Raw genomic sequence first — 24,398 nt, 5'->3', positions numbered from 1 at the left:
CGACGGAAGCACGACGGGACGGGACTCGAACTCCTGGTCATCGCCGCGCTCCTCTCCCGGTCGGTGGCGCCGATCGCACTGATGTGCTGTCCCGGCTCCACAACTGTGCCGGGCCGGTCGGTCCTGCGCCACCGATTAATCAGCGGTGCCTGCGACGACGAAGATCCCGCAACTGACGGGCGAGGTCGTCCATCCGGGCGTCCATCCGGGCCATGTCGTCGGACAGCTCGCACAGCCGGTTGCTCATCGCGGCGACGACCCGGTTGGTGGCGTCGAGCCGGTGGTCGAGGCGGTCGAGCCGCTCCGACATCCGGTTGAGCACCGGACCCAGTTCCTGCAGGGCCGTGCCGACACCGGCCAGGCAGTGCTCGACGGCGGTGACCCGCCGGTCGAGCGAGGCGTAGCCCTCACGCAAGGACTCCTCGGCGTCGAGGAGGTGGGTGCGGACGCGGCGCGCGACGTCACTGTCGCGCAGCAGCATCGCGATGTTGAGCACCGTCCGGCGGGTGAAGAGAGTGAGGCTGGAGCGGCGCTGTGGATAACCTGTCTCACCCTCGTATGAGAGTGACATGTTGTCACTCTGATATTCGCGCAGTTCAGAGCCGCGCAGCACCTGCATCCCGTTCTCGGTGAGCTCCTCGCGGTGCCGCGAGGTCACCTGCCTGATCACCGCTGTGGATACTTCGAAGTACCGCGCGACGCCCTCTGTGGACACATGAATGCTGTCGGGCAGCAGCGCGAGAGCCTTCACCTTGTCGAGCGCCTCGACCCGGCCCGCGTGCTCGACGCGCATCGCGCGCGACTCGAGCAGGACCATTTCCGTCGGCATGGGAATGTCTTCCGTTCGTGAAACCGTCAGGGACAGCCCTCTCCCCGGGCACAGGGGCGGAGGTCGGCTCACGGTGCAACCCACTCAATGACCGGCCCGGGCGAGAACCTCGCCTCGGCACCGGCAATCCCCGACTTCACGAACCCTCGACGTCACGAACTCCAGTTGCCTCCACGCACGGTGCCCAACGAGCCGATAACCGTACAGTTACGCGATATGCCTCGGCCCCTGCCGGTCGGGGGCAGGGGCCGAGGCGGGAGGAGACTTCCGGTCACTCCTCGCCGGCGAGCTTGAGGACGCGCAGTTTCTGACCCGCGTACCAGGTCGCGGCCACCGTGACGCCCGCCAGCAGCGCGACCGCGGTCGGCAGGCCCACGTCGGAGCCGATCAGCCCTTCGCCGCCGATCTTCTCTGCGAGCGACAGCGACCACTGCTGGACGCTGAGGGTGCGGGCGCCGGGCACGAGGCTGCCGAACAGCGTCTCCCACACCAGGGCGTAGACGAGTCCGATGACCACGGCGTGCCGACTGACCGTGCCGAGCAGCAGGAAGAGCGCGCTGTAGGCGATCGAGGCTACGAGTGCGGCGACGGTGAACGCGACGGCGATCTGCTGGCCGTTGCCGTTCAGGATGAAACCGGCGATGAAGGTGGGCACTGCGGAGAAGGCCATCGTCACGGCGATCGCGACGATCAGCTTGGTGAAGATGATCGTCGGCCGTTTCACCGGCTTGGCCAGCAGATAGACGATCGAGCCGTCGTCGATCTCCGGACCGATCGAGCCGGTGCCCGCGATGACTCCGATCAGCGGCACCATCGTGGCGACGGCGAACCCGCCGAGGACATCGGCCGCGACCTGGTCGTCGGCGCCGTTGAAGCCCCGCACGGCGGCCGCGATCAGCAGCAGCAGCCCGGGGAGCACGAACAGGATCGCGGCGCGGCGCCTGCCGAGGACGGCCCTATAGGTGAGCCTGGCGACTGTGGGGTCGTACATGTGCGTCACAGCTCCTTTCAGGCCGCTACGAGGTAGGAGAAGACCGACTCGAGGGACTCGTCGGAGGGAGAGACCGTGAGCAGCCGGATGGAGTGCTCGCGGGCGACCTTCGGCAGCAGTTCGGTGAACCGGCCGAAGTCGACGGCCTGGATGCGCAGCGCCCCCTCGGCCCGGTCGACCTCGATCCCGGCGGTCGACGGATCGGCGATCAGGGCCGCGGCGAGCGCCCGGTCGTCGCTGGACCGTACGAGATACCGGTGCGGCCGGTCGGTCATCAGCCGGCGGATACGGCGGAAGTCACCGCTGGCCGCGTGGCGTCCGGCGACGATCACCTCGATGTGGGAGGCGAGTTGCTCGACCTCCTCCAGGATGTGGGAGGAGAACAGCACGGTGCGGCCTTCGGCGCCCATCCGCCGCAGCAGGTCCATCAACTGCATCCGCTGGCGCGGGTCCATGCCGTTGAACGGTTCGTCCAGCAACAGCACGGACGGCTCGTGCACCAGGGCGGAGGCCATCTTCACGCGCTGGCGCATGCCCTTGCTGTACGTGGAGATCTTGCGGTCCTGCGCGTACTCCATCTCGACCGTCGCGAGCGCCTTCTGTGCCTCCTTGGCGCCCAGACCATGGAGTTCGGCGTTGGCGACGACGAACTCACGGCCGGTGAGGAAGTCGTACATCGCCTCCCGCTCGGGGACGACGCCGATCTGCCGGTACACCGACTCGTTGCGCCAGATCGTCGCCCCGTCGAGGGTGACGGTGCCGCCCGAGGGAGCGAGGAAGCCACCCATCATGTTGATGAGGGTCGACTTTCCCGCGCCGTTGGGGCCCAGCAGCCCCGTGACGCCCGGGCCGATGGTCATCGTCACGTCATTGACGGCGACGACGTTGCCGAACCACCGCGAGGTGTTGTCAATGCTGATCGTGGTCACAGCCCGACCTTTCGGTAGCGGCGCATGAGGACGCCGTACGAACCGGCGACCAGCGCGAGGACGACGAGCAGATAGACCACCCCGGCACCGGTGCCGGGGCCCTCGCCGCCGGGGAAGGCGGAGGTGGCGCCGAGGAAGGCGGTCTGCACCCCGTCGATGACCGTCACCGGTGAGAACAGGCCCAGCCACTGGATGGCACCGGACGATCCGGTCTCCCAGGCGATGGCCTGGACGGTGGAGACCGCGCCGTAGGTGATGGTCATGGTCGCGATGACCGCGGCGACGCCGAAGCCGCGGCGCGGGGTGAACGCGGCGAGCACGAGCCCGATTCCGCCGAAGAGGACGGACAGCAGCGCCACGGAGACCATGCCCTGTGCGAAGCCCTTCGTCTGGTCGGCGAAGTCGAACTTCGCCAGCAGTGCGCCGAGATAGAGGATCACCAGCGGCGTCGCCGTGAGCAGGAAGACGGCCGACGCCATGGCCGCGAACTTGGCGAGGACGTAGTCGACGCGTTCGATGGGCCGTGAGAAGTACAGCGGCACGGACTTGAACCGCAGGTCGCGGGAGACCGACTGCGGCGCCTGCGCCGCCAGGAAGAGGGTGATCAGCGCCTGCATGACGATCGCGTACCGCGTGTATTCGAGTGGAAGGTCGGTCATGTTGGGCGTGGCGACGGCCACCGCCACGATGATCGCCGCGACCAGACACATGACGCCGAGCAGGATCATCGGCAGCACCTTGGACTTGGCCGAGCGGCCGAGACCGAAGGCGCCGCGCAGGGACTGCGAGTAGAGGGAGCGGCGCGCGTACGCGCGGCCGAGGCGCGGGCCGTCGTAGTGGCGGTATCCGATGTTGTGGATCCGCGTCGCCTCGGGCGTCCGACCGCCGTGTGTGTGGGTGCTCATCGGGCCTGCACCTCCATGGCCTGGACGGCCTCAGGGCGGAAGACCTCCGCGATGTGGTGGCGTCGCTGTTCCATCCGTACGAGGCCGATGCCGAGGTCGGCGACGGCGTCGCGGACGACGTCGTACGTCTCCTCGCCGGTAGCCTCCAGCAGCAGGATGTGGCCGGCGCCCGGCAGACCGTCCTCCGTGCGCTCGTGCACCTGCAGCCCGGCGGCGACAAGGGCCGCCCGGAGTGCGGCCGTGCCGTCGGGATGGGTGTCGGAGTCGGTGACCTCGACCGCGAGTGTGGTGGTGGTCTGGGTGAAGTCCTTGGTGGAGCTGGAGCGCAGAAGCGTTCCGCCGTCGATGACGACGACGTGGTCGCAGGTGCGCTCGAGTTCGCCGAGGAGGTGCGAGGTGACCAGGACCGAGATGCCGAAGTCGGTGTGGACGCGCCGGATCAGGCCCAGCATCTCGTCGCGGCCGACCGGGTCGAGACCGTTGGTCGGCTCGTCGAGGAGGACCAGCTGCGGGTCGTGGACCAGGGCCTGGGCGAGCTTGACGCGCTGCTTCATGCCGGTCGAGTAGCCGCCGATGGGGCGGTAGCGCTCCTCGTAGAGGCCGACGTGGCGCAGGGTGTCGGCGGTGCGTTCCCTTGCGGCGGTCGGTGGCAGGCCGGACATGCGCGCCATATGGACGACGAACTCGGTGGCCGAGACGTCGGGCGGCAGGCAGTCGTGCTCGGGCATGTAGCCGACCCGCTCACGGATCTCGCCGCCTTTGGTGGCGACGTCGAGGCCGAGCACGGCGGCGCGGCCCTCCGTGGCGGGGGACAGTCCCAGCAGAATCTTGATCAACGTGGACTTGCCGGCTCCGTTGGCGCCCACCAGGCCGGTCACACCGGGGCCGATGTCCAACGAGAGCCGGTCAAGCGCGGTCACCCGGGGGAACCGCTTGCTCAGGCTTTCGGTCGCGATCACAGTCACGTTTCGAAGGTAGTGGCGCGCGACACAGCTGACGTCAGCCTCGCGGCTGGACCCGTCTCCGACTCAAGAGGTACGCGCCCGTAGGGGCTGTGCGACCGAAGTGGAGTGCGGCACTCAGGGAGACGGGTCCAGGTCCTGCGGTGATGCGTCGTGCACACCCCTTGACCCGGCCGCCGGTCATTGTCACATTCATCGATGTGAGGTTACGACTCGTGTCGCACAGGGGACGGACGGTGGATGGACCGGTGAGCGTGCGAGGACTGTCGGGGGCGCGGGAGCGCCGGCTCCGCACGGGCAGGATCGAGTTGTGCGTCGCGGAACTGGGCGACGCCGAACGGCCGACCGTGATCCTGGTCCACGGCTATCCGGACAGCAAGGAGGTCTGGTCCGAGGTCGCGGCCCGCCTGGCCGAGCGCTTCCACGTGGTGCTGTACGACGTCCGGGGCCACGGCCGCTCCACCGCGCCGAAGCCGCTGCGCGGGGGTTTCACGCTGGAGAAGCTGACGGACGACTTCCTGGCCGTTGCCGACGCGGTGAGCCCGGACCGGCCCGTGCACCTGGTGGGGCACGACTGGGGGTCCGTGCAGTCCTGGGAGTTCGTCACCGTCGGCCGCACCGAGGGCCGCATCGCCTCCTTCACGTCCGTGTCGGGCCCGTCCCTTGACCACTTCGGGCACTGGATCAAGCGCCGGATGAGCCGCCCCACCCCGCGCAGGGTGGGACAGCTGCTCGACCAGGGCGCCAAGTCCTGGTACGTGTACATGCTCCACACGCCGGTGCTGCCCGAGCTGGCCTGGCGCGGCCCGCTGGGCAAGCTCTGGCCGAAGATGCTGGAGCGGCTCGAGAAGGTACCGACCGGTGACTACCCGACGGCCTCCCTGCCGCAGGACGCGACCCACGGCGCCTGGCTCTACCGGGACAACGTCCGGGCGCGGCTGCATCACCCGCGTACCGATGCGCATGCCCACGCGCCGGTCCAGCTGATCACCCCGACCGGGGACGCGTTCCTGTCGGAACGGCTCCATGACGACCTCGGCGAGTGGGTGCCGCGGCTGACCCGGCGCACGCTGGACGCCAAGCACTGGGTGCCCCGTACACGTCCCGACCAACTCGCCTGGTGGATCACCGACTTCGTCGAAGCCCAGGAGAACGGGTCACACCGTCCGGCCGGGACGGCGGCGAAGGCCGCCACCGGCCCGTACGCGGAACGGTTCGGCGGCCGGCTCGTCCTGGTGACCGGTGCGGCGAGCGGCATCGGACGCGCCACGGCACTCGCCTTCGCAGAGGCGGGAGCGCGGGTCGTGGCCGTGGACCGCGACGCGCAGGGCGCGGCGAGGACGGCGGAGGCCGCCCGGCACGCCGGCGCCTCGGCCGCCTGGGCCGAAGTGGTGGACGTCAGCGACGAGCAGGCCATGGAGAAGCTGGCGGAGAAGGTCACCGCCGGGTACGGGACCGTCGACGTGCTGGTCAACAATGCCGGTATCGGTCTCTCCGGCCCCTTCCTGGACACCGCCTCCGACGACTGGAAGCAGGTGCTGGACGTCAACCTGTGGGGCGTGATCCACGGCTGCCGGATCTTCGGCGGTCTGATGGCCGAGCGCCGCCAGGGCGGTCACATCGTCAACGTCGCCTCTGCCGCCGCCTACTTGCCGACCAGGAGCCTGCCCGCGTACAGCACCTCGAAGGCCGCGGTGCTGATGCTCAGCGAATGCCTGCGCGCCGAGCTGGCCGGCCGGGACATCGGCGTCACCGCGATCTGCCCGGGCATCGTCAAAACCAACATCACCGCCACCGCACGCTTCGCCGGGGTGGACGAGATGGAGGAGAAGCGGCGCCGGAAGAAGTCCGCCCGGCTGTACGGGCTGCGCAACTACCCTCCGGAGAAGGTCGCGGAGGCGATCCTGCGGGCAGTGGCGCGCAACCAGGCGGTCGTGCCGGTCACTCCCGAGGCCCGTGGTGCTCGTGTCCTGTCGCGCCTCGCTCCCGGTGTGCTGCGTGCCCTCGCCAGAATCGGGCCGAGGCTGTGAGCCCTGCGGCAGAGGGTTGTTGAGGGAGCGGAACGTGCCGGAGCAGCCTGCAGCCGAATACCGGATCGAGGACCTGGCCCACCGCAGCGGCGCCACGGTCCGGACGATCCGCGCCTATCAGGACCGCGGACTGCTCCCGAGACCAGAGCGACGGGGACGTTCCAACGTCTACGGCTCCGCCCACCTCACCCGGCTTCACCGGATCGCGGACCTGCTCGACCGTGGCTACACCCTGGCGTCCATCAAGGAGCTTCTGGAGGCCTGGGACACGGGTCGCGGCCTCGGCGGGGTGCTCGGGCTGGTGGCGGAGGTGCAGGGACCGTGGACCGACGAGGAGGCCGACAGGATCTCCCGTCGGGAACTGGAGCGCAGATTCGGCGGTACGCCCGACGAGGACGCTCTCGCCGAGGCGGTGGAGCTCGGCGTACTGGAACCTGTCCCCGGCAAGCAGGACGAGTTCGTCGTACCGAGTCCCCAAGCGCTGGCGGTGGCCGCCGAGTTGCACGCGGCCGGTGTTCCACTGGCCGAAATCATCAGGCATCTCAGGGAGGTTAGGCAGCAGGTCGAGCACATCGCCTCCCGTTTCCTCGAGTTCACGGCGGAGCACGTCTTCGCCCGCTTTCTGGAGAACGGGCCGCCGACCGACGCCGATGCGGCCGAGGCGGCGACACTCGTACGGCGTCTGCGCCCTCTCGCGCAGCAGACGATCGACGCGGAACTGGCGCGTGCCATGCGGGCGTTCGCCACGCTGCAGCTTCAGCGCCACCTCATTCCGGAGGGTAGGGCGCAAGTGGTCGAGGGCCGCGCCACGGTGTCCCTGCCGCATGAGACAAGGCAGGCCGTGGCCCGTCTGGTTGGCATGGACAACGTCGCTGCATTCGTCCACGCCGCCACACAACGCGAGCTGTACAGCAGAACATTGGAGTCCTTGACGGCAAACCACAGGAAACAGGGCATACTTGACCAAAGCGACTGATTCGCAAGGCCCTTGTCCACAGAAACGCCAATTCCTCTGTGGATAAGTCAAGTTGACTGTGGATCAAACATCCGGACCGAAATTTTATAAGTGGCGTCGCCGACATCCGGCCAGGCACGCTGGCCGCATGAACGCAGGATCCGACAGCAGGGCCCCCGACGAGAGACGCACAGTCAGGGTGTCGAAGTACCTCTCCAAACATCTGCGCCACCAACCGGACCGGATCGGCATCACCCTCGACGAGAACGGCTGGGTGGAGATCGACGAGCTGATGCGCGCGGCGGCCGAGCACGGCTTCCGCTTCACCCGCGCCGAACTCGACCACGTCGTGGCGGTCAACGACAAGCGGCGCTTCACGATCGACGGCGGACGCATCCGTGCCAACCAGGGCCACACCGTCGACGTCGATCTCGGCCTGCCCCCGGCGGAACCGCCCGATTACCTGTACCACGGGACCGTCGCAGACAGCCTCGACGCCATCCGGGCCGAAGGCCTGCGGCCGATGGCCCGCCACGACGTCCATCTGTCGCCCGACCGGGAGACGGCGACTCGCGTCGGCGCCCGCCGTGGCCGCCCCGTCGTCCTTCCCGTGCACGCGGGCGCGATGCACCGGGCCGGCCTCGTCTTCCGGGTCAGCGCCAACGGCGTCTGGCTCACCGCTTCCGTACCGCCGGAGTTCATCCGCTTCCCGGACCGGCACGCCTGAAGGGCGGGCCGCCTTCGGACCCGTCAGCCGCCCAGTTGTGCCAGGGCCTCGGTCGCGATCCGCTCGAAGACCGCCTGATCGGCGGCGAAGTCGGAGTCCGGGATCGGTGCATGGATGGCGATCTCGGTGAATCCGAGCTCGAAGTGCCGGCCGGCGAAGTCCACGAACGCGTCCAGCGACTCGAGGGGACGGCCCCGGTCGGGGGTGAAGCCGGTGAGCAGCACCTTGTCCAGCTCGGACACCTCACGGCCAGTGTCGGCACAAACCTTCGCCAGCTTGTCGATCTGGCCTCGGATGGCCTCGAGGGACTGCTCCGGGCTGCCCGTCTCGAACAGCTTCGGGTCCCCTGTGGTCACCCAGGCCTGCCCGTACCGCGCCGCCAGCTTCAGTCCCCGCGGGCCGGTCGCCGCGACGGCGAACGGCAACCGGGGCCGCTGCACACACCCCGGGATGTTCCGCGCCTGATCCGCCGAGTAGAAGTCCCCCTCGTGGGTCACGGAGTCCTCGGTCAGCAGCCGGTCGAGCAGCGGCACGAACTCGGCGAAGCGGTCGGCCCGTTCCCGCGGTGTCCACGCCTCCTGACCCAGCGCGGTGGCGTCGAAGCCCGTGCCGCCGGCGCCGATGCCCAGAGTGAAGCGACCGCCGGAGATGTCGTCCAGCGAGATCAGGTCCTTGGCCAGCGTCACCGGATGCCGGAAGTTCGGCGAGGTGACCAGCGTGCCGAGCCGCAGCCGCTCGGTCGCCGCGGCAGCGGCGGTCAGCGTCGGAACGGCGCCGTACCAGGGGCCGTCGCGAAAGGTCCGCCACGACAAGTGGTCGTACGTGTACGCGGTGTGGAAACCGAGCTGCTCGGCGCGCAGCCACTCGTCGCGGCCACCGCTGCGCCAGGGGCGGACGGGGAGTATCACAGTGCTCAGACGCATGCCCTCGAGAGTACGTGGCGGGACCTCGCCGAGTCGCCCACTCAGATGTGCGCCCTCTCGCACGCCCGTGCACCCCAGTACGGGAGAATGGATCTGTGACCTCAGCTACCGATCCCCGCCGCATGCCCACCACCACACCCCGGCTGATCGCCACCGACCTCGACGGCACTCTGCTGCGGGACGACAAATCGGTCTCCGACCGGACGATCGCCGCACTCGCCGCAGCAGAGGCGGTCGGGATCGAGGTCTTCTTCGTCACCGGCAGGCCGGCCCGCTGGATGGACGTCGTCAGCGACCACGTCCACGGCCACGGCCTCGCGATCTGCGCGAACGGCGCCGCAGTGGTCGACCTGCACGCCGGCGGCAAGCTGCTGGAGGTCCGCGACCTGTCGCGATCGACCGCCATGGACGTCGTACGGACGCTGCGCGCCACCGCCCCCGGCACCTCGTTCGCGGTCGAGCTCACCACAGGCATCCACTACGAACCCGCCTATCCGCCCTTCCACCTCGACCCCGGGGCCACCGTCGCCTCGGCCGAGAAGCTGCTCCACGAGGAACAGCCGGGCGAGGGCGCCCCGGTGATCAAGCTGCTGGCTCACCACCCCGAGCTGACGCCCGACGGCTTCCTCACCCTCGCCCGTACGGCGGCGGGCGAGCTCGCTTCCTTCACCCGTTCCAGTCCGACGTCCCTACTGGAGGTCAGCGGTCTGGGGGTGAGCAAGGCCAGCACCCTCGCACTGTGCTGTGCGCAGCGCGGGATCTCCGCCGACGAGGTGGTGGCCTTCGGCGACATGCCGAACGACGTGGAGATGCTGACCTGGGCCGGCACGTCCTACGCCATGGGCAACGCGCACCCCGATGTGATCGCCGCCGCTTCCGGACGGACGGTCGCCAACAACGAGGACGGTGTCGCGGTGGTCATCGAGCAGATCGTCGCCCGGCGCGCGGAGCAGCAGAAGGCCTGACGCAGGGCAGCGGGCTCCAGGGCCCCGGGGTCAGAGGTACACGCCGCGCTCGCGCAGCCAGGACACCGGGTCCACCCCCGAGCCCAGATACGGCGTGAGCCGCACCTCGAAGTGCAGGTGCGGTCCCGTCGAGTTGCCCGTCGTGCCCGCCTGGCCGATCCACTGGCCGGTGGCCACCTGCTCGCCCTGGTCGACGGTGACGCCTGCCAGGTGGGCGTACTGCGAGTAGTAGCCGTTGGGGTGCTGCACCAGGACCTGCATGCCGAAGCCTCCGCCGCAGGAGACCGAGGTGACCCGGCCCGCCCCGACGGACCGCACGGGAGCACCGATGCCCACGGCGAAGTCCTGGCCCGTGTGGCGGTGCGCCCACATCTCCCCCGCACTGTCGAATCCGGCGGACAGGCTGTAGTCCTTCACGGGCGCCACCCACTCGAGGCCCTTCGGCGGGCCGCCCGGCTGCTTCAGACGCACGGCCCCCGCGCACTTGCCCGCTGCCGCGCTGCTGTCCGCCTCGGCCTGCAGTTTCCACTGCGCCGTCTCCAGCTTGGTCTCGATGCCCCGCTTGACGGCCGCCAGTCGCGTGCTGCGTGCGGCGAGGTCCTGCCAGGCGGCGTCGGCGTCCGCCTCTGCCGCGGCGAGCTCCCGCTCGGCCGCCCGCTCCTGGTCCAGCAGCCGGCTCACGGCCTTCTCGGCCCGTTCGGCGACACGGTAGCCGCGCAGCAGCGCGTCCGGGTCGTCCGCGAGCAGCAGCCGACCGGTGAGGGCGAGCGAACCGCCGGTGCGGTACTGCTCGCGCGCGACGCCGCCGAGGGTGTCGTGGACGGCGTCGAGGCGTTCCCGTTGCTGCGTCAGTCTGTCCTGGAGCCGACCGGCCGTGACCCGTTGCCGGTCGGCGGCGCGCCGGCCCTTCTCGTACTGCTCCGTCGCCTTGGCCGCCTCCGCGTAGAGCCGCGCCACCTCGACACCGGTCGGAGGCGCCGGGCCGTCGTTCGCCACGGCGGTGGGGGCCGGTGTGCCGAGGAGCGCGCACAGCATCACCGGGACGATCAGCATCCGGTCGCGGTGTTTCAAGCACATTCACGGATCGTCACCCAGGAACCGCCGGATCGCAGGGACCGATGCGGTGTCGTACGGCCGACTGGCCCAGTCACAGCCGCAACTCGGGCGACCACGAGCGAGGCCTCCCGTCCGGATCAGGCCGTACGAGGTGCCGGCCGGCGCGGGCCGGGTAGTACGGGGCGGGATCAGTCGTACCGTACGAGGATCGGGGGCGGCCCTCGGCGGGCCCCTCCCGCGTCACCATGGTGCGGTCGCTGACGGCAGCGTCGGACTGCCTGCCGGCGGGCTGCGCAGCGGGCCTGCGGAACCTCATCCGGCGGGCCGAACCGCTCGGCGGGCGTGCGGCGGATGCGGTCGAGGGTCGCGTGCAGTTCGAGCCCGTGCCGCCCCGGGTGCATGGCCTCCAGCAGCTGCGGTGACCTCGGCGGACAGGCCAGGAAGTGTGCGGGCCGCCCGAGCCGCGGCGTCGAGCAGGCCCTCCGATTCCCGCGAGGTCACGCCCCGGGGCTAGCGGGTCCCATGTGACAGGGACGGTCGGGTGCCGATCCCGTCCGTGGCCCGTTCACGCTCCAGCATCGTCCGGAACGGGCCCTCGACAACGGCGAGATCGTCGTACGGTCCGCGCTGCACGACCTGCCCCGCCGACAGGACGACGACCTCGTCGACCGCCTCCAGGCCGCGCAACCGGTGGGTGATGAGGACGGTCGCGGGAGCCTCGCCGGCTGCTGTGCCGGTGCCCGTTGCCGCCTGCCGCCCGGTCGCCGCCAGCAGGTCGGCGGTGAGCGCGTCAGCCGTCGCCAGGTCGAGGTGCTCGGCGGGCTCGTCCAGCACGAGCACCGGGAACCCGGCCAGCAGCGCGCGTGCCAGAGCCAGCCTCTGCCGCTGACCGCCGGACAACTGGGCGCCGTGCTCGCCGACGAGGGTGTCGAGCCCGTCGGGCAGGGCGTCGACCCATTCCAGCAGCCGTGCGTCGTCCAGCGCCCGCCTCAGCTCCTCCTCGGTCGCGTCCGTGCGCGCCAGCCGTAGGTTCTCCCGTACCGAACTGTCGAAGAGGTGGGCGTCCTGGGCGCACAGTCCCACGTACCGCCGCACCGCGTCGCTCTCCATGGAGGCCGCGTCGACACCGCCGATGGTGTACGTCCCCGCGCCGGCGTCCAGGAAGCGGAGCAGCACCTGCGCGAGTGTCGTCTTGCCCGAGCCGGAGACACCGACGACGGCGAACCGCTTGCCTGCGGTCAGGTTCAGGTCGAAACCGCTCAGCGCGTCCCGCTCCTGATCCACGTAGCGGGCGCCGACCCCGCGCAGCACCAGCGGGAAGGCGGTGTGGGGCGGGGTGGCCGGCCGTTCCGGCTCCCGGACGGGGACAGGCGCGTCGAGGACCTCGTGCACCCGCTCGGCGCTGCGCGACACACGTCGCCGGTACTGCACGGCGACGGGCAGGGCGGTCACGGCCTCGAAGGCGGCGAGGGGCGTGAGCACGACGACCGCCAGGCAGACGCCGTCGAGACGTCCCCCCGACACCGCCCGAACGCCGACCACCGCGGCACACACCACGGTCAGCCCGCAGACGAGGGCCGAGAAGCCGGCGCCGAGCGCCGTGGCGGCGGCTTGCCGTGCGGCGATGCGGGTCAGCGTCCGGTCCGCGTCACGTATCGAGTCGAGGCGCCGGGGGAGCGCACCGGCGACGGTCAGTTCGGCCTTTCCGCGCAGCAGGTCGACGACCCTGGTGGCCAAGGAGCCGCGCGCCGGGGCCAGTTGCTCTTCCGCACGCCGGGCGAACATACCGCTGATCAGCGGTACGCCGACTCCCGCCAGAAGCAGGCCGACGGCCAGGACCGCACCGGCCTCGGGCAGCAGCCAGGCCGTGAAGCCGACGGATCCGGCGCCGACGAGAACAGCCGTGGCGGCGGGCAGCATCCAGCGCAGCCAGTAGTCCTGAAGGGCGTCCACATCGGCGACGAGCCGGGACAGCAGGTCACCGCGCCGGGTCCTGCCGAGTCCGGCCGGGGCGATGCGTTCGAGCCTGGCGTACACCGCGACCCGCAGCTCGGCGAGCATCCGCAGGACGGCGTCGTGGGAGACGAGGCGCTCCGCGTACCGGAACACCGCCCGTCCGATGCCGAAGGCCCTGGTCGCCGTCACGGCCACCATCAGATGGAGTACCGGCGGCTGTTCGGACGCACGGGAAATGAGCCAACCGGAGACGGCCATGAGCCCGACGGCGGAGCCGAGGGCCAGACTGCTCAGCAGAAGGGCCAGAGCGAGCCGTCCGCGCAGATGACGGGCGGCCCCACGCACCCGCACCAGCGGTGACCGGCCCTTCCGGATCCGGACCGGCGCCTGTGGTGCGGCAGCCCAGGGTGCCTCCGTACCGGCCTCCGTACCTGTCCGTGCCGCCGCCGGGGCCCGCGTCCCGGCCGTGCCTGCCGGTGCCACGGGGTCTGCGGTTGACGCGGCTGCCTCTGCCGTACGGGAGAGGGTGACCACCCGGTCCGCCACCGCCAGGAGTGCCGGGCGGTGCACGACCAGCAGCACCGTCCGTCCCCGTGCCAGCCTGCCCACCGCCTCGACGATGCCCTCTTCCGTGGCCCCGTCCAGCGCGGCCGTCGGCTCGTCGAGCAGCAGCAGCGGCCGGTCCGCCAGGAACGCCCGTGCCAGCGCGAGCCGTTGCCGCTGACCTGCCGAGAGACCGGCGCCGTCCTCCCCGATCGGAGTTTCCGGCCCCAGGGGGAGCTCGGAGACGAACTCGTACGCCCCCGCCTCCCGAAGCGCTGCCAGGACCGCCGCGTCGTCAGCGTCCGGCCGCGCGAGCCGCACGTTCTCGGCGATCGTCCCGGAGAAGAGATACGGCCGCTGGGGGACCCAGGCGATCTGCTCCCGCCACCGTTCCATGTCCAGGTCGGCGAGATCCGTCCCGCCGATTCGCACCCGCCCCTCCACCGGGTCCACGAAGCCGAGCAGGACGTCGAGCAACGTGGACTTGCCGACGCCGCTCTCCCCCACGAGTGCGACGGTCTCGCCGGGCTCCACCACCAGCGAGGCGGCGTCCAGCGACGCTTCACTGCGCCGCTTGTGGCGGACGGTGACCGCGTCGACCTCCAGCCGGAGCGTGCCCGGGACGGGGGACCCGCCCGAGCGTCGGGGTGCGGTCTCGAGTACCTCGAAGATCTCCTCCGCCGCGGAGAGCCCCTCGGCGGCGGCGTGGAACTGGGCACCCACCTGCCGGATCGGCAGATAGGCCTCGGGGGCGAGGATCAGGATGACGAGCCCCGTGTACAGATCCAGATCGCCGTGGACCAGACGCATACCGATACCGACGGCGACCAGGGCCACCGACAGCGTGGACAGCAGCTCCAGCGCGAACGACGAAAGGAACGCGATCCGCAGCGTGCGCAGGGTCGCCTGCCGGTACTGGGTGGTGATGGTGCGGATCGACTCGGCCTGCGCCTTCGCCCGGCCGAACACCTTCAGCGTCGGCAGCCCGGCGACCACGTCGAGGAAGTGACCGGAGAGCCGGGACAGCAGCCGCCACTGGCGGTCCATGGTCGTCCGCGTGGCCCAGCCGATCAGCACCATGAAGAGCGGAATCAAGGGCAGGGTCACCACGATGACCGCGGCCGAGACCCAGTCCTCGGTGACGATCCGCGCCAGCACCGCGACGGGCACCACGACCGCGAGGCCGAGCTGGGGCAGATAGCGCGAGAAGTAGTCGTCCAGCGCGTCGACGCCGCGGGTGGCCAGGGCGACGAGCGAACCGGTGCCTTCCCCAGCGCTTTGAGCAGGGGAGGGCCCATGCGCGCTCAGCCGGCCCGGACCGAGCTCGGCGGCCCGGTTCAGCAACCTGCGCCGAAGCTCGGACTTCACCGCGGCGCTGGCCCGGTGCGCGGCCAGCTCGGTCAGCCAGGAGACGGCCGCCCTGCCGACCGCCACCGCGGCCAGCAGGGTCAGGGGGGCAGCGAGGTCGGCGACCGGCAGCCCCCGCTGGAACGCCCCCACCACCACCTCGGCGATGAGCATCGCCTGCGCGATGACCAAGGCCGCTCCGACGACCCCGAGCACCACCACCGCTGCCAGGAAACCGCGGGTGGCGCGTGCGTACCGCAGCAGGCGCGGATCGATCGGTTTCACGTGAAACATCCCCCGCTAGTGGGCGTCGGCTATGTGCTGGGTGCCGATCCGCTTGCGGAAGACCCAGTACGTCCACCCCTGGTAGAGCATGACCAGCGGTGCCGCGATCGCCGCGCACCAGGTCATGATCTTCAGCGTGTACGGGCTCGACGAGGCATTGGTGACCGTCAGGCTCCAGTCCCCGTCGAGCGTGGACGGCATGACGTTCGGGAAGAGCGCCAGGAAGAGCATTGCCACCGCGGTGGCGATGGTGACTCCCGAGAGGCCGAACGACCAGCCTTCCCGGCCCGCCTTGACGGCCCCGACGGCACCGGTCAGCGCCAGCACCGCGACGACCAGCGCCACCAGGCTCTTGCCGTCACCGCGCGACGCCTGGGTCCACAGCAGGAACCCGAGCGCCGGGACGAGGGCGAACAGCCCCAGCTTCACCGCCATCGCCCTGGCCCGGGTCCTGATGTCTCCCAGCGTCTTGAGTGCCGCGAAGACCGCCCCGTGGAAGGTGAACAGCGCGAGCGTGACCAGTCCGCCGAGCAGTGCGTACGGGTTGAGCAGATCGACCAGGCCGCCGACGTACTCCTTGTTCTCGTCGATCTTCACGCCGCGCACGATGTTGCCGAAGGCCACGCCCCACAGGAAGGCCGGCAGCAGCGAGGTCCAGAAGATCGCGTGCTCCCAGTTGGTCTGCCAGCGCTCCTCCTCCCGCTTGTGCCGGTACTCGAACGCGACTCCGCGGATGATCAGACAGACCAGGATGAGCAGCAGCGGGAGGTAGAAGCCCGAGAAGAGCGTGGCGTACCACTCGGGGAAGGCGGCGAACGTCGCCCCGCCCGCGGTGAGCAGCCACACCTCATTGCCGTCCCAGACCGGCCCGATGGTGTTGATCAGCACGCGGCGCTCGGTGCGGTCCCTCGCCAGCAGCTTGGTGAGGACGCCGATTCCGAAGTCGAAGCCCTCGAGAAAGAAGTAGCCGATCCACAGGACGGCGATGAGTACGAACCAGACGTTGTGGAGTTCCATGCCTCAGCAGCTCCTCAGCGGCCTCAGTAGGAGAAGGCCATCGGCCGGTCGGCGTCACGGTCGTCGCCGCCGATCTTGGTGGGCGGGTTGAGGTCGGCCTCGGTCAGTTCGGGCGGCCCTGCCTTGACGTACTTCAGGAGCAGCCTGACCTCGATCACGGCGAGCACCGCGTAGAGCAGGGTGAAGACGCCCATCGATATGAGGACCTCGCCCTGCGAGACTCCGGGGGAGACGGCGTCGCGGGTGCGGAGCACGCCGTAGACGACCCACGGCTGCCTGCCCATCTCGGTGAAGATCCAGCCCCAGGAGTTGGCGATCAGCGGGAAGGCCATCGTCCACAGGGCGATCAGCCAGTACCACCTGCCCAGCCGGGGACTGAGCGCCTTGCTCCTGAAGAGCACCAGATTCGGCACCTCGTCCTCGCCCGTCCGCAGTGCGCGGGGCAGCAGGAACTTTCTCCTGGTCAGCCAGAGTCCGATCATCCCGATGGTCAGCGACGCCATGCCGAAGCCGATCATCCAGCGGAAGCCCCAGTAGGCGACGGGGATGTTCGGGCGATAGTCGCCGGGACCGTGTTCCTCCTGGAGCTGCTCGTTCACGTCGTTGATGCCGGGCACGTACGAGTCGAAGTCGCTGTGTGCCAGGAAGGAGAGCAGGCCGGGAATCTCGACGGCGACCTTGTTGTGTCCCTTGTCCACGTCTCCGTAGGCGAAGACGGAGAACGGTGCGGGCGCCTCGCCGTCCCACAGCGCCTCGGCGGCCGCCATCTTCATGGGCTGCTGCTCGTACATCACCTTGCCGAGCAGATCGCCACTGACGGCGGTCATCAGCCCGGCGACGGCGACGGTGACCAGGCCCACTCGCAGCGAACTGCGCATCACCGGCACATGCTTCCGGCGTGCCAGATGGAAGGCCGAGATGCCCGCCATGAAGGCGCCGCCGACCAGGAAGGCTGCCGTCATGGTGTGGAAGAACTGGGTGAGCGCCGTGTTCTGGGTCAGCACGAGCCAGAAGTCGGTGAGCTCCGCCCGGCCCCGCTCCTCGTTGATCCGGTAGCCGACCGGGTGCTGCATCCAGGAGTTGGCCGCCAGGATGAAGTACGCCGACAGGATGGTGCCGATCGAGACCATCCAGATGCAGGCCAGGTGGATTTTCTGCGGCAGCTTGTCCCAGCCGAAGATCCACAGCCCGATGAAGGTGGACTCGAAGAAGAAGGCGATCAGCGCCTCGAAGGCGAGCGGTGCACCGAAGATGTCACCGACGAAGCGGGAGTAGTCGGACCAGTTCATGCCGAACTGGAACTCCTGCACGATGCCCGTGACCACACCCATGGCGATGTTGATCAGAAAGAGCTTGCCCCAGAACTTCGTTGCCTTGAGGTACTTCTCCTTGCCCGTCCGCACCCAGGCGGTCTGCAGGCCGGCGGTGAGCGCGGCGAGCGAGATCGTGAGGGGCACGAAGAGGAAGTGGTAGACGGTGGTGATGCCGAACTGCCATCGCGCCAAGGTCTCGGGCGCCAGAGCGAGGTCCACGTCGTCTCTCCTTACGTCGCCGCCGTCGAGCGGCAGCCGGCCCCTCCTTTTCCACTGATTGCTGGAGGAACCGGAGCGTGCTTGTGAACGCGTTCACATTCACAAGCATTATGGCGCATACAGAATCCGCACCTTCTATCGGGGGGTCACTCTTGGGTGGACCCTCGGGCAGGGATCGACGGTGCCCACCGCCGTTCGGTGAGCATCCGCGCCGGGCGACCCAGCTCAGGGGCGAGCGGATCGAACCGGCCGGAGGCCAAACGGCCCAAGGCCTCTCGTTCGGATCAAGCCTGATCCGAACGAGAGGCCCCAGGACTCGCCGGCCCTGTCAGAAGCTCTTGCGGAACGTCTCCGAGGTGTGCAGAAACACATCGTTCGCCTCGCACTCGCCGATGGTCACCCGCACCCCCTCGCCCGCGAACGGCCGGACGACGACACCGGCCTTCTCGCACGCCGCAGCGAAGTCGAGCGTGCGCTCACCGAGCCGCAGCCAGACGAAGTTCGCCTGCGTCTCGGGCACCGTCCAGCCCTGCTCGACGAGAGCGTGGTGCACCCGGGCGCGCTCGGTGACCAGGGAGCCGACCCGGCCGAGCAGTTCGTCCTCGGCGCGCAGCGACGCCACCGCCGCGTCCTGCGCGAGCTGCGTCACCCCGAAGGGCACCGCCGTCTTGCGGAGTGCAGCGGCCACCGGCTCGTGGGCGACCGCGAAGCCGACCCGCAGACCCGCCAGACCGTACGCCTTGGAGAAAGTGCGCAGCACCGCCACGTTCGGCCGGTCCCGGTAGATCTCGAGACCGTCGGGGACGTCGGCGTCACGGATGAACTCCCGGTACGCCTCGTCCAGCACCACCAGCACGTCGGAGGGCACTCGGTCCAGGAACCTCTCCAGCTCCCCGCGGCGCACCACGGTGCCGGTCGGATTGTTGGGGTTGCAGACGAAGATCAGCCGCGTCCGTTCCGTGATCGCGTCCGCCATGGCGTCGAGGTCGTGCACCTCACCGTCGGTCAGCGGAACCTGCACGGGCTTCGCGCCGCTGATCTGCGTGATGATCGGGTACGCCTCGAAGGAGCGCCAGGCGTAGATCACCTCGTCGCCGGGGCCGGAGGTCGACTGCAGCAGCGACTGCGCCACACCCACGGAACCGGTGCCGGTTGCCAGATGGGTCACCGGCACCCCGAACCGGTTCGCCAGCTCGTTCATCAGTCCGGTGCAGGCCATGTCGGGGTAGCGGTTGAAGTTCTGCGCCGCCGCCATGGCGCTCTCCATCACGCCGGGCAGCGGCGGATAGGGGTTCTCGTTGGAGGACAGCTTGTAGGCGACCGGGCCGCCGGCCGCCGCGGGCTTGCCCGGCTTGTATGTGGGGATGCCGTCCAGCTCGGCGCGCAGCTTGGGGCTCGTCTCGCTCACCGCAGGTCCTCCTCGAGGGTCCGTGCACATCGTTGTCGCTCAACCAATACTGCTCACCTTATGAGGATTCGCCGCTGCTGCGAATGGCCGGATCAGAGGAACGCCTGCCGGCCCTGAGAGGAAGCCTGCCGAGGACGCGACCCGAAGGGATCCGTGGGGAATCCTGGGTGGGGGGGCGCTGGGGGCCATGGCGCGCGCCGGTGGCTCGCGCCGTGGCGCGCATCCCCCGTAGTGATGAGTTGAGACCTCTTCGAGACATGGGGCCTTCGCCAGGCCTTAGCAGCCCAGCACCCGACTCTCCATGGCTGCATACGTCAACTCCCTTATTTTACAAGGCAATTGACTGTAAATGATCATGCAGAAACGTGACTGTCAACGCATGCATATGCGACCGGCCGGATCACCGGCGCGAGCCCTACTATCGGCTCGCCATGACAGCAGCAGGGAAGCACCAGGTGAGCCGGACGGACACATCCCGCCGGGGCGGTAGGCAGGGTCGGGCAGGCATCAGAGACGTGGCTGCCGCGGCCGGGGTCTCCATCACAACCGTCTCCGACGCCCTCAACGGCAAGGGCCGGCTTCCGGACGCCACCCGCCGACACGTCCGCGAGGTCGCAGACCGGCTGGGCTACCGCCCGTCCGCCGCGGCCCGCACCCTCCGTACCGGAAAGTCGGGCTTGATCGGCCTGACGGTGACGACATACGGGGATGAACCTTTCACCTTCACGGAGTTCGCGTACTTCGCCGAGATGGCCAGAGCCGCCACCTCGGCCGCGCTCGCGCGCGGCTACGCGCTGGTCATCCTGCCCGCGACCTCCAGACACGACGTCTGGTCGAACGTCGCGCTCGACGGCACCGTCGTCATCGACCCATCCGACCACGACCCGGTCGTCACCGAACTCGTGCGCCAGGGGCTGCCTGTCGTTTCCGACGGGCGCCCCGCCGGCACCCTGCCGGTCACCGCCTGGGTGGACAACGACCACGAAGCCGCCGTACTCGATCTGCTCGACCATCTCGCCGCCGCCGGCGCCCGCAGGATCGGTCTGCTCACCGGCACCACCACCGACACCTACACCCGGCTCTCGACCACCGCCTACCTCAACTGGTGCGAGCGCGTCGGCCAGGACCCCGTCTACGAGTCCTACCCCGCGCACGACCCGTGCGCCGGCGCCGTCGCCGCCGACCGGCTACTGGCCCGGCCCGACCGGCCGGACGCGGTGTACGGGCTCTTCGACCCCAACGGCACCGACCTGCTCGCCGCCGCCCGCCGGTACGGCCTGCGGGTCCCCGACGATCTGCTGCTGGTGTGCTGCAGCGAGTCGACCGTCTACGCCACGACCGAGCCCCCCATCACCACGCTCTCGCTGAAGCCGCGCAGGATCGGTACTGCCGTGGTCCAGTTACTGATCGACGCGATCGAGGGAATCGACGAGGACCGGCCGATCGAGCAGGTGATACCCACGGAACTGATCGTCAGGACGTCGTCCCAGCGTCGCCCCCCGCGGACGACTGTGAGCGCGCCACGGTCTCCCTCGCAGCACTAGGGGCATGTCCGACGGATCAGGGCCGGACACGCCCGGGCCGTTCCACCCGAAGGTCCGTACCTTCCCAATTGGGGCGAAACGGCCGGCGAAGCAGGGATGCTCGAGGATTCATCACCCCTGGTGCGTCACACACCGCCTGGCTCATTCCTATGATGGGCGAACGACACCGCGGACCACCCCGACCAGGCTGGGCCGAGAGGTGAACGGCGGCGCGACGGTGGTGGAGGGGTCGATGACTCAGGGGGCCGGTCAAGGACCCGTGGTGCGGACGGCAACGTTGCGCGATTTCCGTGTCCCGCCGTACGCGCAGGTTCCCGTGCAGTCCCACGCGGCGGACCCGATCCATTCGGGCCATCCCGGGAACGCCTTCCCCGAGGGTGAACCCCCGGAGGGCTACACGCCCACCGCACGCGACCTCCCCGTCATCCGCCGAGACGGCCCCGGCGACACGGTCCAGGTCCATGTCGACCCCGACGAGGCTCCCGCTCCGGACGGGCTCGGCCCGCTGTACGTCGTCGGCGACGTCCACGGCTATCTCGACGAACTCGTCGCGGCACTGGCCGAACAAGGCCTCATCGACGCCGAAGGACACTGGGCGGCGGACAACGCCCGGCTGTGGTTCCTTGGGGACTTCACCGACCGCGGTCCGGACGGCATCGGCGTGATCGACCTCGTCATGCGCCTCTCGGCCGAGGCCGCCGCGGCCGGCGGCTACTGCAAGGCCCTGATGGGCAACCACGAACTGCTGCTGCTCGGTGCCAAACGGTTCGGGGACAAGCCCGTCAACTCCGGTGCCGGCACAGCCACCTTTCAGGCGGCCTGGCTTCTCAACGGCGGCCAGAAGGCCGACATGGACCGGCTGCAGGAGGTTCATCTGCAGTGGATGGCCAGGCTCGACGCGATCGTCGAGGAGGACAGCCATCTGCTGCTGCACTCCGACACGACCGCCTATCTCGAGTACGGATCCACCATCGCGGACGTCAACGACACCGTGCACGCGATCCTCACGCGCAATGACGCGGACGAGTGCTGGGACCTCTTCCGAAAGTTCACCAAGCGCTTCGCCTTCCGCGACGACGGCGGCCCGCAGGCGGTGCGCGAGCTGCTCGGGGCCTATGGCGGCCGGCGCATCGTGCACGGCCACAGTCCCATTCCGTATCTGCTGGGCGAGGTGGGCACCGAGGACGGCGAGGACGGCGAGCGCCCCGTGGTCGAATGTCCGCACGTGTACGCGGACGGGCTCGCGATCGCCATGGACGGCGGCGTGACCATGGCCGGAAAGCTTCTTGTCCAGCAACTCCCGTTGCCGCGCTGAGCCGACTTGCGGCAGGTGATTTACGGAAACCCCCTGTCACGCTGTGCCGTAACCGCTCTACCATCGGCTTATCCGTAGCAGACTCTCCTCCGTCTTCGCTCAACTGCCCAGCTTGTAAGGGCAGTCGGCGGGCGGAGCATCGGGGGATGCACATGAACAGCGCTCCGAACCTGCTGAACGAGGACCGCGCCGAGTACCAGCGAGTCCTCGACGAAGCACTGCGCAACGCCCGTGAACGGCCTGACCTCGCCACCGTGGGACTACGTCTCAACGCCGAGCAGCTGCGCACCATGGCACTGAACGCGACGGCACTGATAACCGCCTCGGCCGCCGCCGAGTACGAGCACTATGTGAAAGTGCGCCGGGAAATGCGCACCCCCACGACAGCCGCCTCGGTGCGCGGCTCCGTGTCGGCCCCCGCGGTCGGCGACACCTCGCAGGGCGGCGGCGCCGGCTTCGCCGCCGTCATCGCCGTGCTCGCCCCCGTCCTCGCCGGGACGGCCGCGGCGATCTTCCTTCTCGTCGGCTACATCCTCAAAATGCTCAGCGCCACCCCGTCCTTCGCCGACGCCCTGCTGACGGCCGGGTGGTTCTTCGGTGCGCTCACGGCAGCCGCCACCCTGGTCGCGGCGGTGGGGCTGCTGCTGACGGCTCTGCGCAACGGGGCCGCCCAGGTGGCCGAAGAAGCGCCCGCCGGAGAGCTGCCGGACGAGGTGGCACGGGCGAAGGAAGCGTGGCGGCACGCACTGCTGGAGCGCGGAATTCTGCCCTTCCTGCGGGCAGCACTGGCCGACCCCAGCGCCGACCCGGCGTCCCCGGGGCCACCGCGACCGGTGAGCCGTATGCCGAAGATCGGATACAGCGGACCGGAGTTCTCCAGTCCTGCGGACGGGGCAGCCTCGGGGCAGCGCCCCACCTTCACCAGCCCGGACTTCACGAGCCCGGACTTCGGCGGCCCCGAGCACCGGCCGGACTGATCACCGGTCGGTGGCCACGGTCATGTGGCTGTCTCATGCCGGAGGCGCCGATGTGGACATGGGGCGGGTGATCTGCTCGATGCGGCGTGGGAACGGCTGAGCCGACCGCTGCCCGCCTGCCACAACGACAGCGTCCCCCGGAGCTTGTCCGGGGGACGCTGTGACGACAGAAGATCAGCCCGCTGACGGTCGTCCGGTGGGACTGCCCTGTGAACCGGCCGGGCGGGCGCAGGTTGTCCAGCGGGCTCGTCAGCCGGGCGTCGAGGGCACGAACGGTGTGGACGGAACACGGACACGATGGCGCGCGGAGGGGCGGCGGGGTGGCCGGGCCAGGGTGACGAGCCGGACGAGCTGCTGAAAGCAGGCAAGAGCCGCGAGGGCAGGTAGCGCGGCCGCAGCGGCGTCGGTGAGAGACCCGGCTGATTCAATGACGCACAGCCAGGTCGCGATGGCCGAGAAGAAGAGTACGACGACCCAGGATTGCACCGCCCGGCGATGATGGAGCGAGGCGCGCAGGATGCAGAGAGACGCAACCATCCAGGGTCCATAGACCAGAACCGGCCACCAGCTCATCAGGCCCTGGGACGTTCGTGACGCGGCAATGTGCCGTAGTGGGTCCAGGGCGACCATGCCTCCGAAGATGCTCACTCCGGAGACGATGATGGCGGCCAGCACGGCAATGGAGACGCTGACTGTCTGCAGCAGGGTGAACCTGGTCCTCCGCGACGGTACCCGTCGGCGATGCCCCGGCGCGGGGCGTACACGGGGAAGTTCGGCGGTGACGCTGTTCCGGTCCGCGAGTGCGTTGCCGTCCCCCGACTCAAGGGCGCTGCCGTAGCCGGAGAAGGCCGTGGCCATTTCCGGCCCGGCCGAGGGCTGCAGCAATTGCTGCAGTTCCGCTGTCGGGTCCCACGTCCCGTCAAGGATCTCCAGGCCGAGAGGAGCCATCGGCTCATGGGTACTCAGCAAGTTCTTCGGGGAGGCGGCATACGGGTCCTCCCACCTGCCATAGCCGCCCATTTCCGGGTGGGAAACCGCTGCACCGAATGAGCCGTACTCGTCATACATGAAGGCTTCGCCCCGTCCGTTCGTCGCCGCGTACAGTCGGCGACACGTGCGCTGTGCTCGACAGTCGGTGGTAATCGGCCTGGATCCGGCCGATCAACGCCAGAAAGTCGTTCAGCAGGGAGGAAGCCTGCGTC

Annotated in this window: 19 protein-coding genes; 7 read left to right on the top strand and 12 right to left on the bottom strand. The window is 69.6% G+C overall.

The window, feature by feature from the left end:
- Window positions 1-139: 139 nt before the first annotated feature.
- From IE198_RS16295 to IE198_RS16275, 5 genes are all read right to left on the bottom strand, one after another.
- On the bottom strand, window positions 140-829 hold the full coding sequence (locus IE198_RS16295) for a hypothetical protein (RefSeq protein WP_189887105.1): 690 nt from the start codon (window positions 827-829) through the stop codon (window positions 140-142).
- Window positions 830-1,100: 271 nt separating this feature from the next.
- Window positions 1,101-1,820, bottom strand: coding sequence for an ABC transporter permease (locus tag IE198_RS16290; RefSeq protein WP_189887103.1), 720 nt, complete (start codon window positions 1,818-1,820; stop codon window positions 1,101-1,103).
- Between the two features lie 17 nt (window positions 1,821-1,837).
- Complete coding sequence (locus tag IE198_RS16285; protein WP_189887101.1) at window positions 1,838-2,749, bottom strand: ABC transporter ATP-binding protein; 912 nt, start codon at window positions 2,747-2,749, stop codon at window positions 1,838-1,840.
- On the bottom strand, window positions 2,746-3,654 hold the full coding sequence (locus IE198_RS16280; protein ID WP_189887099.1) for an ABC transporter permease: 909 nt from the start codon (window positions 3,652-3,654) through the stop codon (window positions 2,746-2,748). The genes IE198_RS16285 and IE198_RS16280 overlap by 4 nt, the downstream gene beginning before the upstream one ends.
- Window positions 3,651-4,613: an ABC transporter ATP-binding protein gene (locus IE198_RS16275; RefSeq protein ID WP_189887280.1), complete on the bottom strand. Its 963-nt coding sequence runs from the start codon at window positions 4,611-4,613 to the stop codon at window positions 3,651-3,653. Before IE198_RS16275 ends, IE198_RS16280 begins: the two co-directional genes overlap by 4 nt.
- Window positions 4,614-4,870: 257 nt before the next feature.
- Here IE198_RS16275 and IE198_RS16270 point away from each other — a divergent pair, with 257 nt between their 5' ends.
- The 3 genes from IE198_RS16270 to IE198_RS16260 all read left to right on the top strand — a co-directional run bounded on the left by IE198_RS16270 (window position 4,871) and on the right by IE198_RS16260 (window position 8,328).
- Window positions 4,871-6,646: an SDR family oxidoreductase gene (locus IE198_RS16270; protein ID WP_268246482.1), complete on the top strand. Its 1,776-nt coding sequence runs from the start codon at window positions 4,871-4,873 to the stop codon at window positions 6,644-6,646.
- Between the two features lie 34 nt (window positions 6,647-6,680).
- Complete coding sequence (locus tag IE198_RS16265) at window positions 6,681-7,622, top strand: MerR family transcriptional regulator (RefSeq protein ID WP_189887095.1); 942 nt, start codon at window positions 6,681-6,683, stop codon at window positions 7,620-7,622.
- A 127-nt stretch (window positions 7,623-7,749) separates the two neighbouring features.
- Window positions 7,750-8,328: an RNA 2'-phosphotransferase gene (locus tag IE198_RS16260; RefSeq protein WP_189887093.1), complete on the top strand. Its 579-nt coding sequence runs from the start codon at window positions 7,750-7,752 to the stop codon at window positions 8,326-8,328.
- A 23-nt stretch (window positions 8,329-8,351) separates the two neighbouring features.
- Here the strand turns inward: IE198_RS16260 and IE198_RS16255 are convergent, their stop codons facing one another.
- On the bottom strand, window positions 8,352-9,251 hold the full coding sequence (locus tag IE198_RS16255) for an LLM class flavin-dependent oxidoreductase (protein WP_189887091.1): 900 nt from the start codon (window positions 9,249-9,251) through the stop codon (window positions 8,352-8,354).
- A gap of 122 nt (window positions 9,252-9,373) precedes the next feature.
- Here IE198_RS16255 and IE198_RS16250 point away from each other — a divergent pair, with 122 nt between their 5' ends.
- A complete protein-coding gene (locus IE198_RS16250) occupies window positions 9,374-10,216 on the top strand; it encodes a Cof-type HAD-IIB family hydrolase (RefSeq protein ID WP_229833988.1) in 843 nt (280 codons plus the stop codon).
- A 30-nt stretch (window positions 10,217-10,246) separates the two neighbouring features.
- Here the strand turns inward: IE198_RS16250 and IE198_RS16245 are convergent, their stop codons facing one another.
- The 5 genes from IE198_RS16245 to hisC all read right to left on the bottom strand — a co-directional run bounded on the left by IE198_RS16245 (window position 10,247) and on the right by hisC (window position 19,360).
- Window positions 10,247-11,293 (bottom strand): M23 family metallopeptidase, encoded by a 1,047-nt coding sequence (locus IE198_RS16245; protein WP_189887087.1) that lies wholly within the window; start codon window positions 11,291-11,293, stop codon window positions 10,247-10,249.
- A gap of 489 nt (window positions 11,294-11,782) precedes the next feature.
- Window positions 11,783-15,403: a thiol reductant ABC exporter subunit CydD gene (gene cydD, locus IE198_RS16240; RefSeq protein ID WP_189887085.1), complete on the bottom strand. Its 3,621-nt coding sequence runs from the start codon at window positions 15,401-15,403 to the stop codon at window positions 11,783-11,785.
- 15 nt (window positions 15,404-15,418) lie between these two features.
- Window positions 15,419-16,420, bottom strand: a complete 1,002-nt coding sequence (gene cydB / locus IE198_RS16235; protein WP_189887084.1) for a cytochrome d ubiquinol oxidase subunit II — start codon at window positions 16,418-16,420, stop codon at window positions 15,419-15,421.
- A gap of 23 nt (window positions 16,421-16,443) precedes the next feature.
- On the bottom strand, window positions 16,444-17,952 hold the full coding sequence (locus IE198_RS16230; RefSeq protein WP_189887082.1) for a cytochrome ubiquinol oxidase subunit I: 1,509 nt from the start codon (window positions 17,950-17,952) through the stop codon (window positions 16,444-16,446).
- Window positions 17,953-18,280: 328 nt separating this feature from the next.
- Window positions 18,281-19,360 (bottom strand): histidinol-phosphate transaminase, encoded by a 1,080-nt coding sequence (gene hisC, locus IE198_RS16225; RefSeq protein WP_189887080.1) that lies wholly within the window; start codon window positions 19,358-19,360, stop codon window positions 18,281-18,283.
- Window positions 19,361-19,791: 431 nt separating this feature from the next.
- Here hisC and IE198_RS16220 point away from each other — a divergent pair, with 431 nt between their 5' ends.
- The 3 genes from IE198_RS16220 to IE198_RS16210 all read left to right on the top strand — a co-directional run bounded on the left by IE198_RS16220 (window position 19,792) and on the right by IE198_RS16210 (window position 23,196).
- Entirely contained in the window at window positions 19,792-20,904 is a 1,113-nt protein-coding gene (locus tag IE198_RS16220; protein ID WP_189887078.1) for a LacI family DNA-binding transcriptional regulator, read from the top strand.
- A 217-nt stretch (window positions 20,905-21,121) separates the two neighbouring features.
- Window positions 21,122-22,219, top strand: coding sequence for a metallophosphoesterase (locus IE198_RS16215; protein WP_268246481.1), 1,098 nt, complete (start codon window positions 21,122-21,124; stop codon window positions 22,217-22,219).
- A gap of 146 nt (window positions 22,220-22,365) precedes the next feature.
- A complete protein-coding gene (locus IE198_RS16210; RefSeq protein WP_189887075.1) occupies window positions 22,366-23,196 on the top strand; it encodes a hypothetical protein in 831 nt (276 codons plus the stop codon).
- Between the two features lie 249 nt (window positions 23,197-23,445).
- On the opposite strand, the gene IE198_RS16205 is transcribed toward IE198_RS16210, so the two are convergent.
- Window positions 23,446-24,144, bottom strand: coding sequence for a DUF2637 domain-containing protein (locus tag IE198_RS16205; RefSeq protein ID WP_229833987.1), 699 nt, complete (start codon window positions 24,142-24,144; stop codon window positions 23,446-23,448).
- Window positions 24,145-24,398: the final 254 nt, after the last annotated feature.

This window comes from Streptomyces xantholiticus (assembly GCF_014651015.1).
Classification (GTDB): domain Bacteria; phylum Actinomycetota; class Actinomycetes; order Streptomycetales; family Streptomycetaceae; genus Streptomyces; species Streptomyces xantholiticus.
Note: the sequence above shows the minus strand (reverse complement) of the source record. Positions and strands in the feature narration are given on the sequence as shown.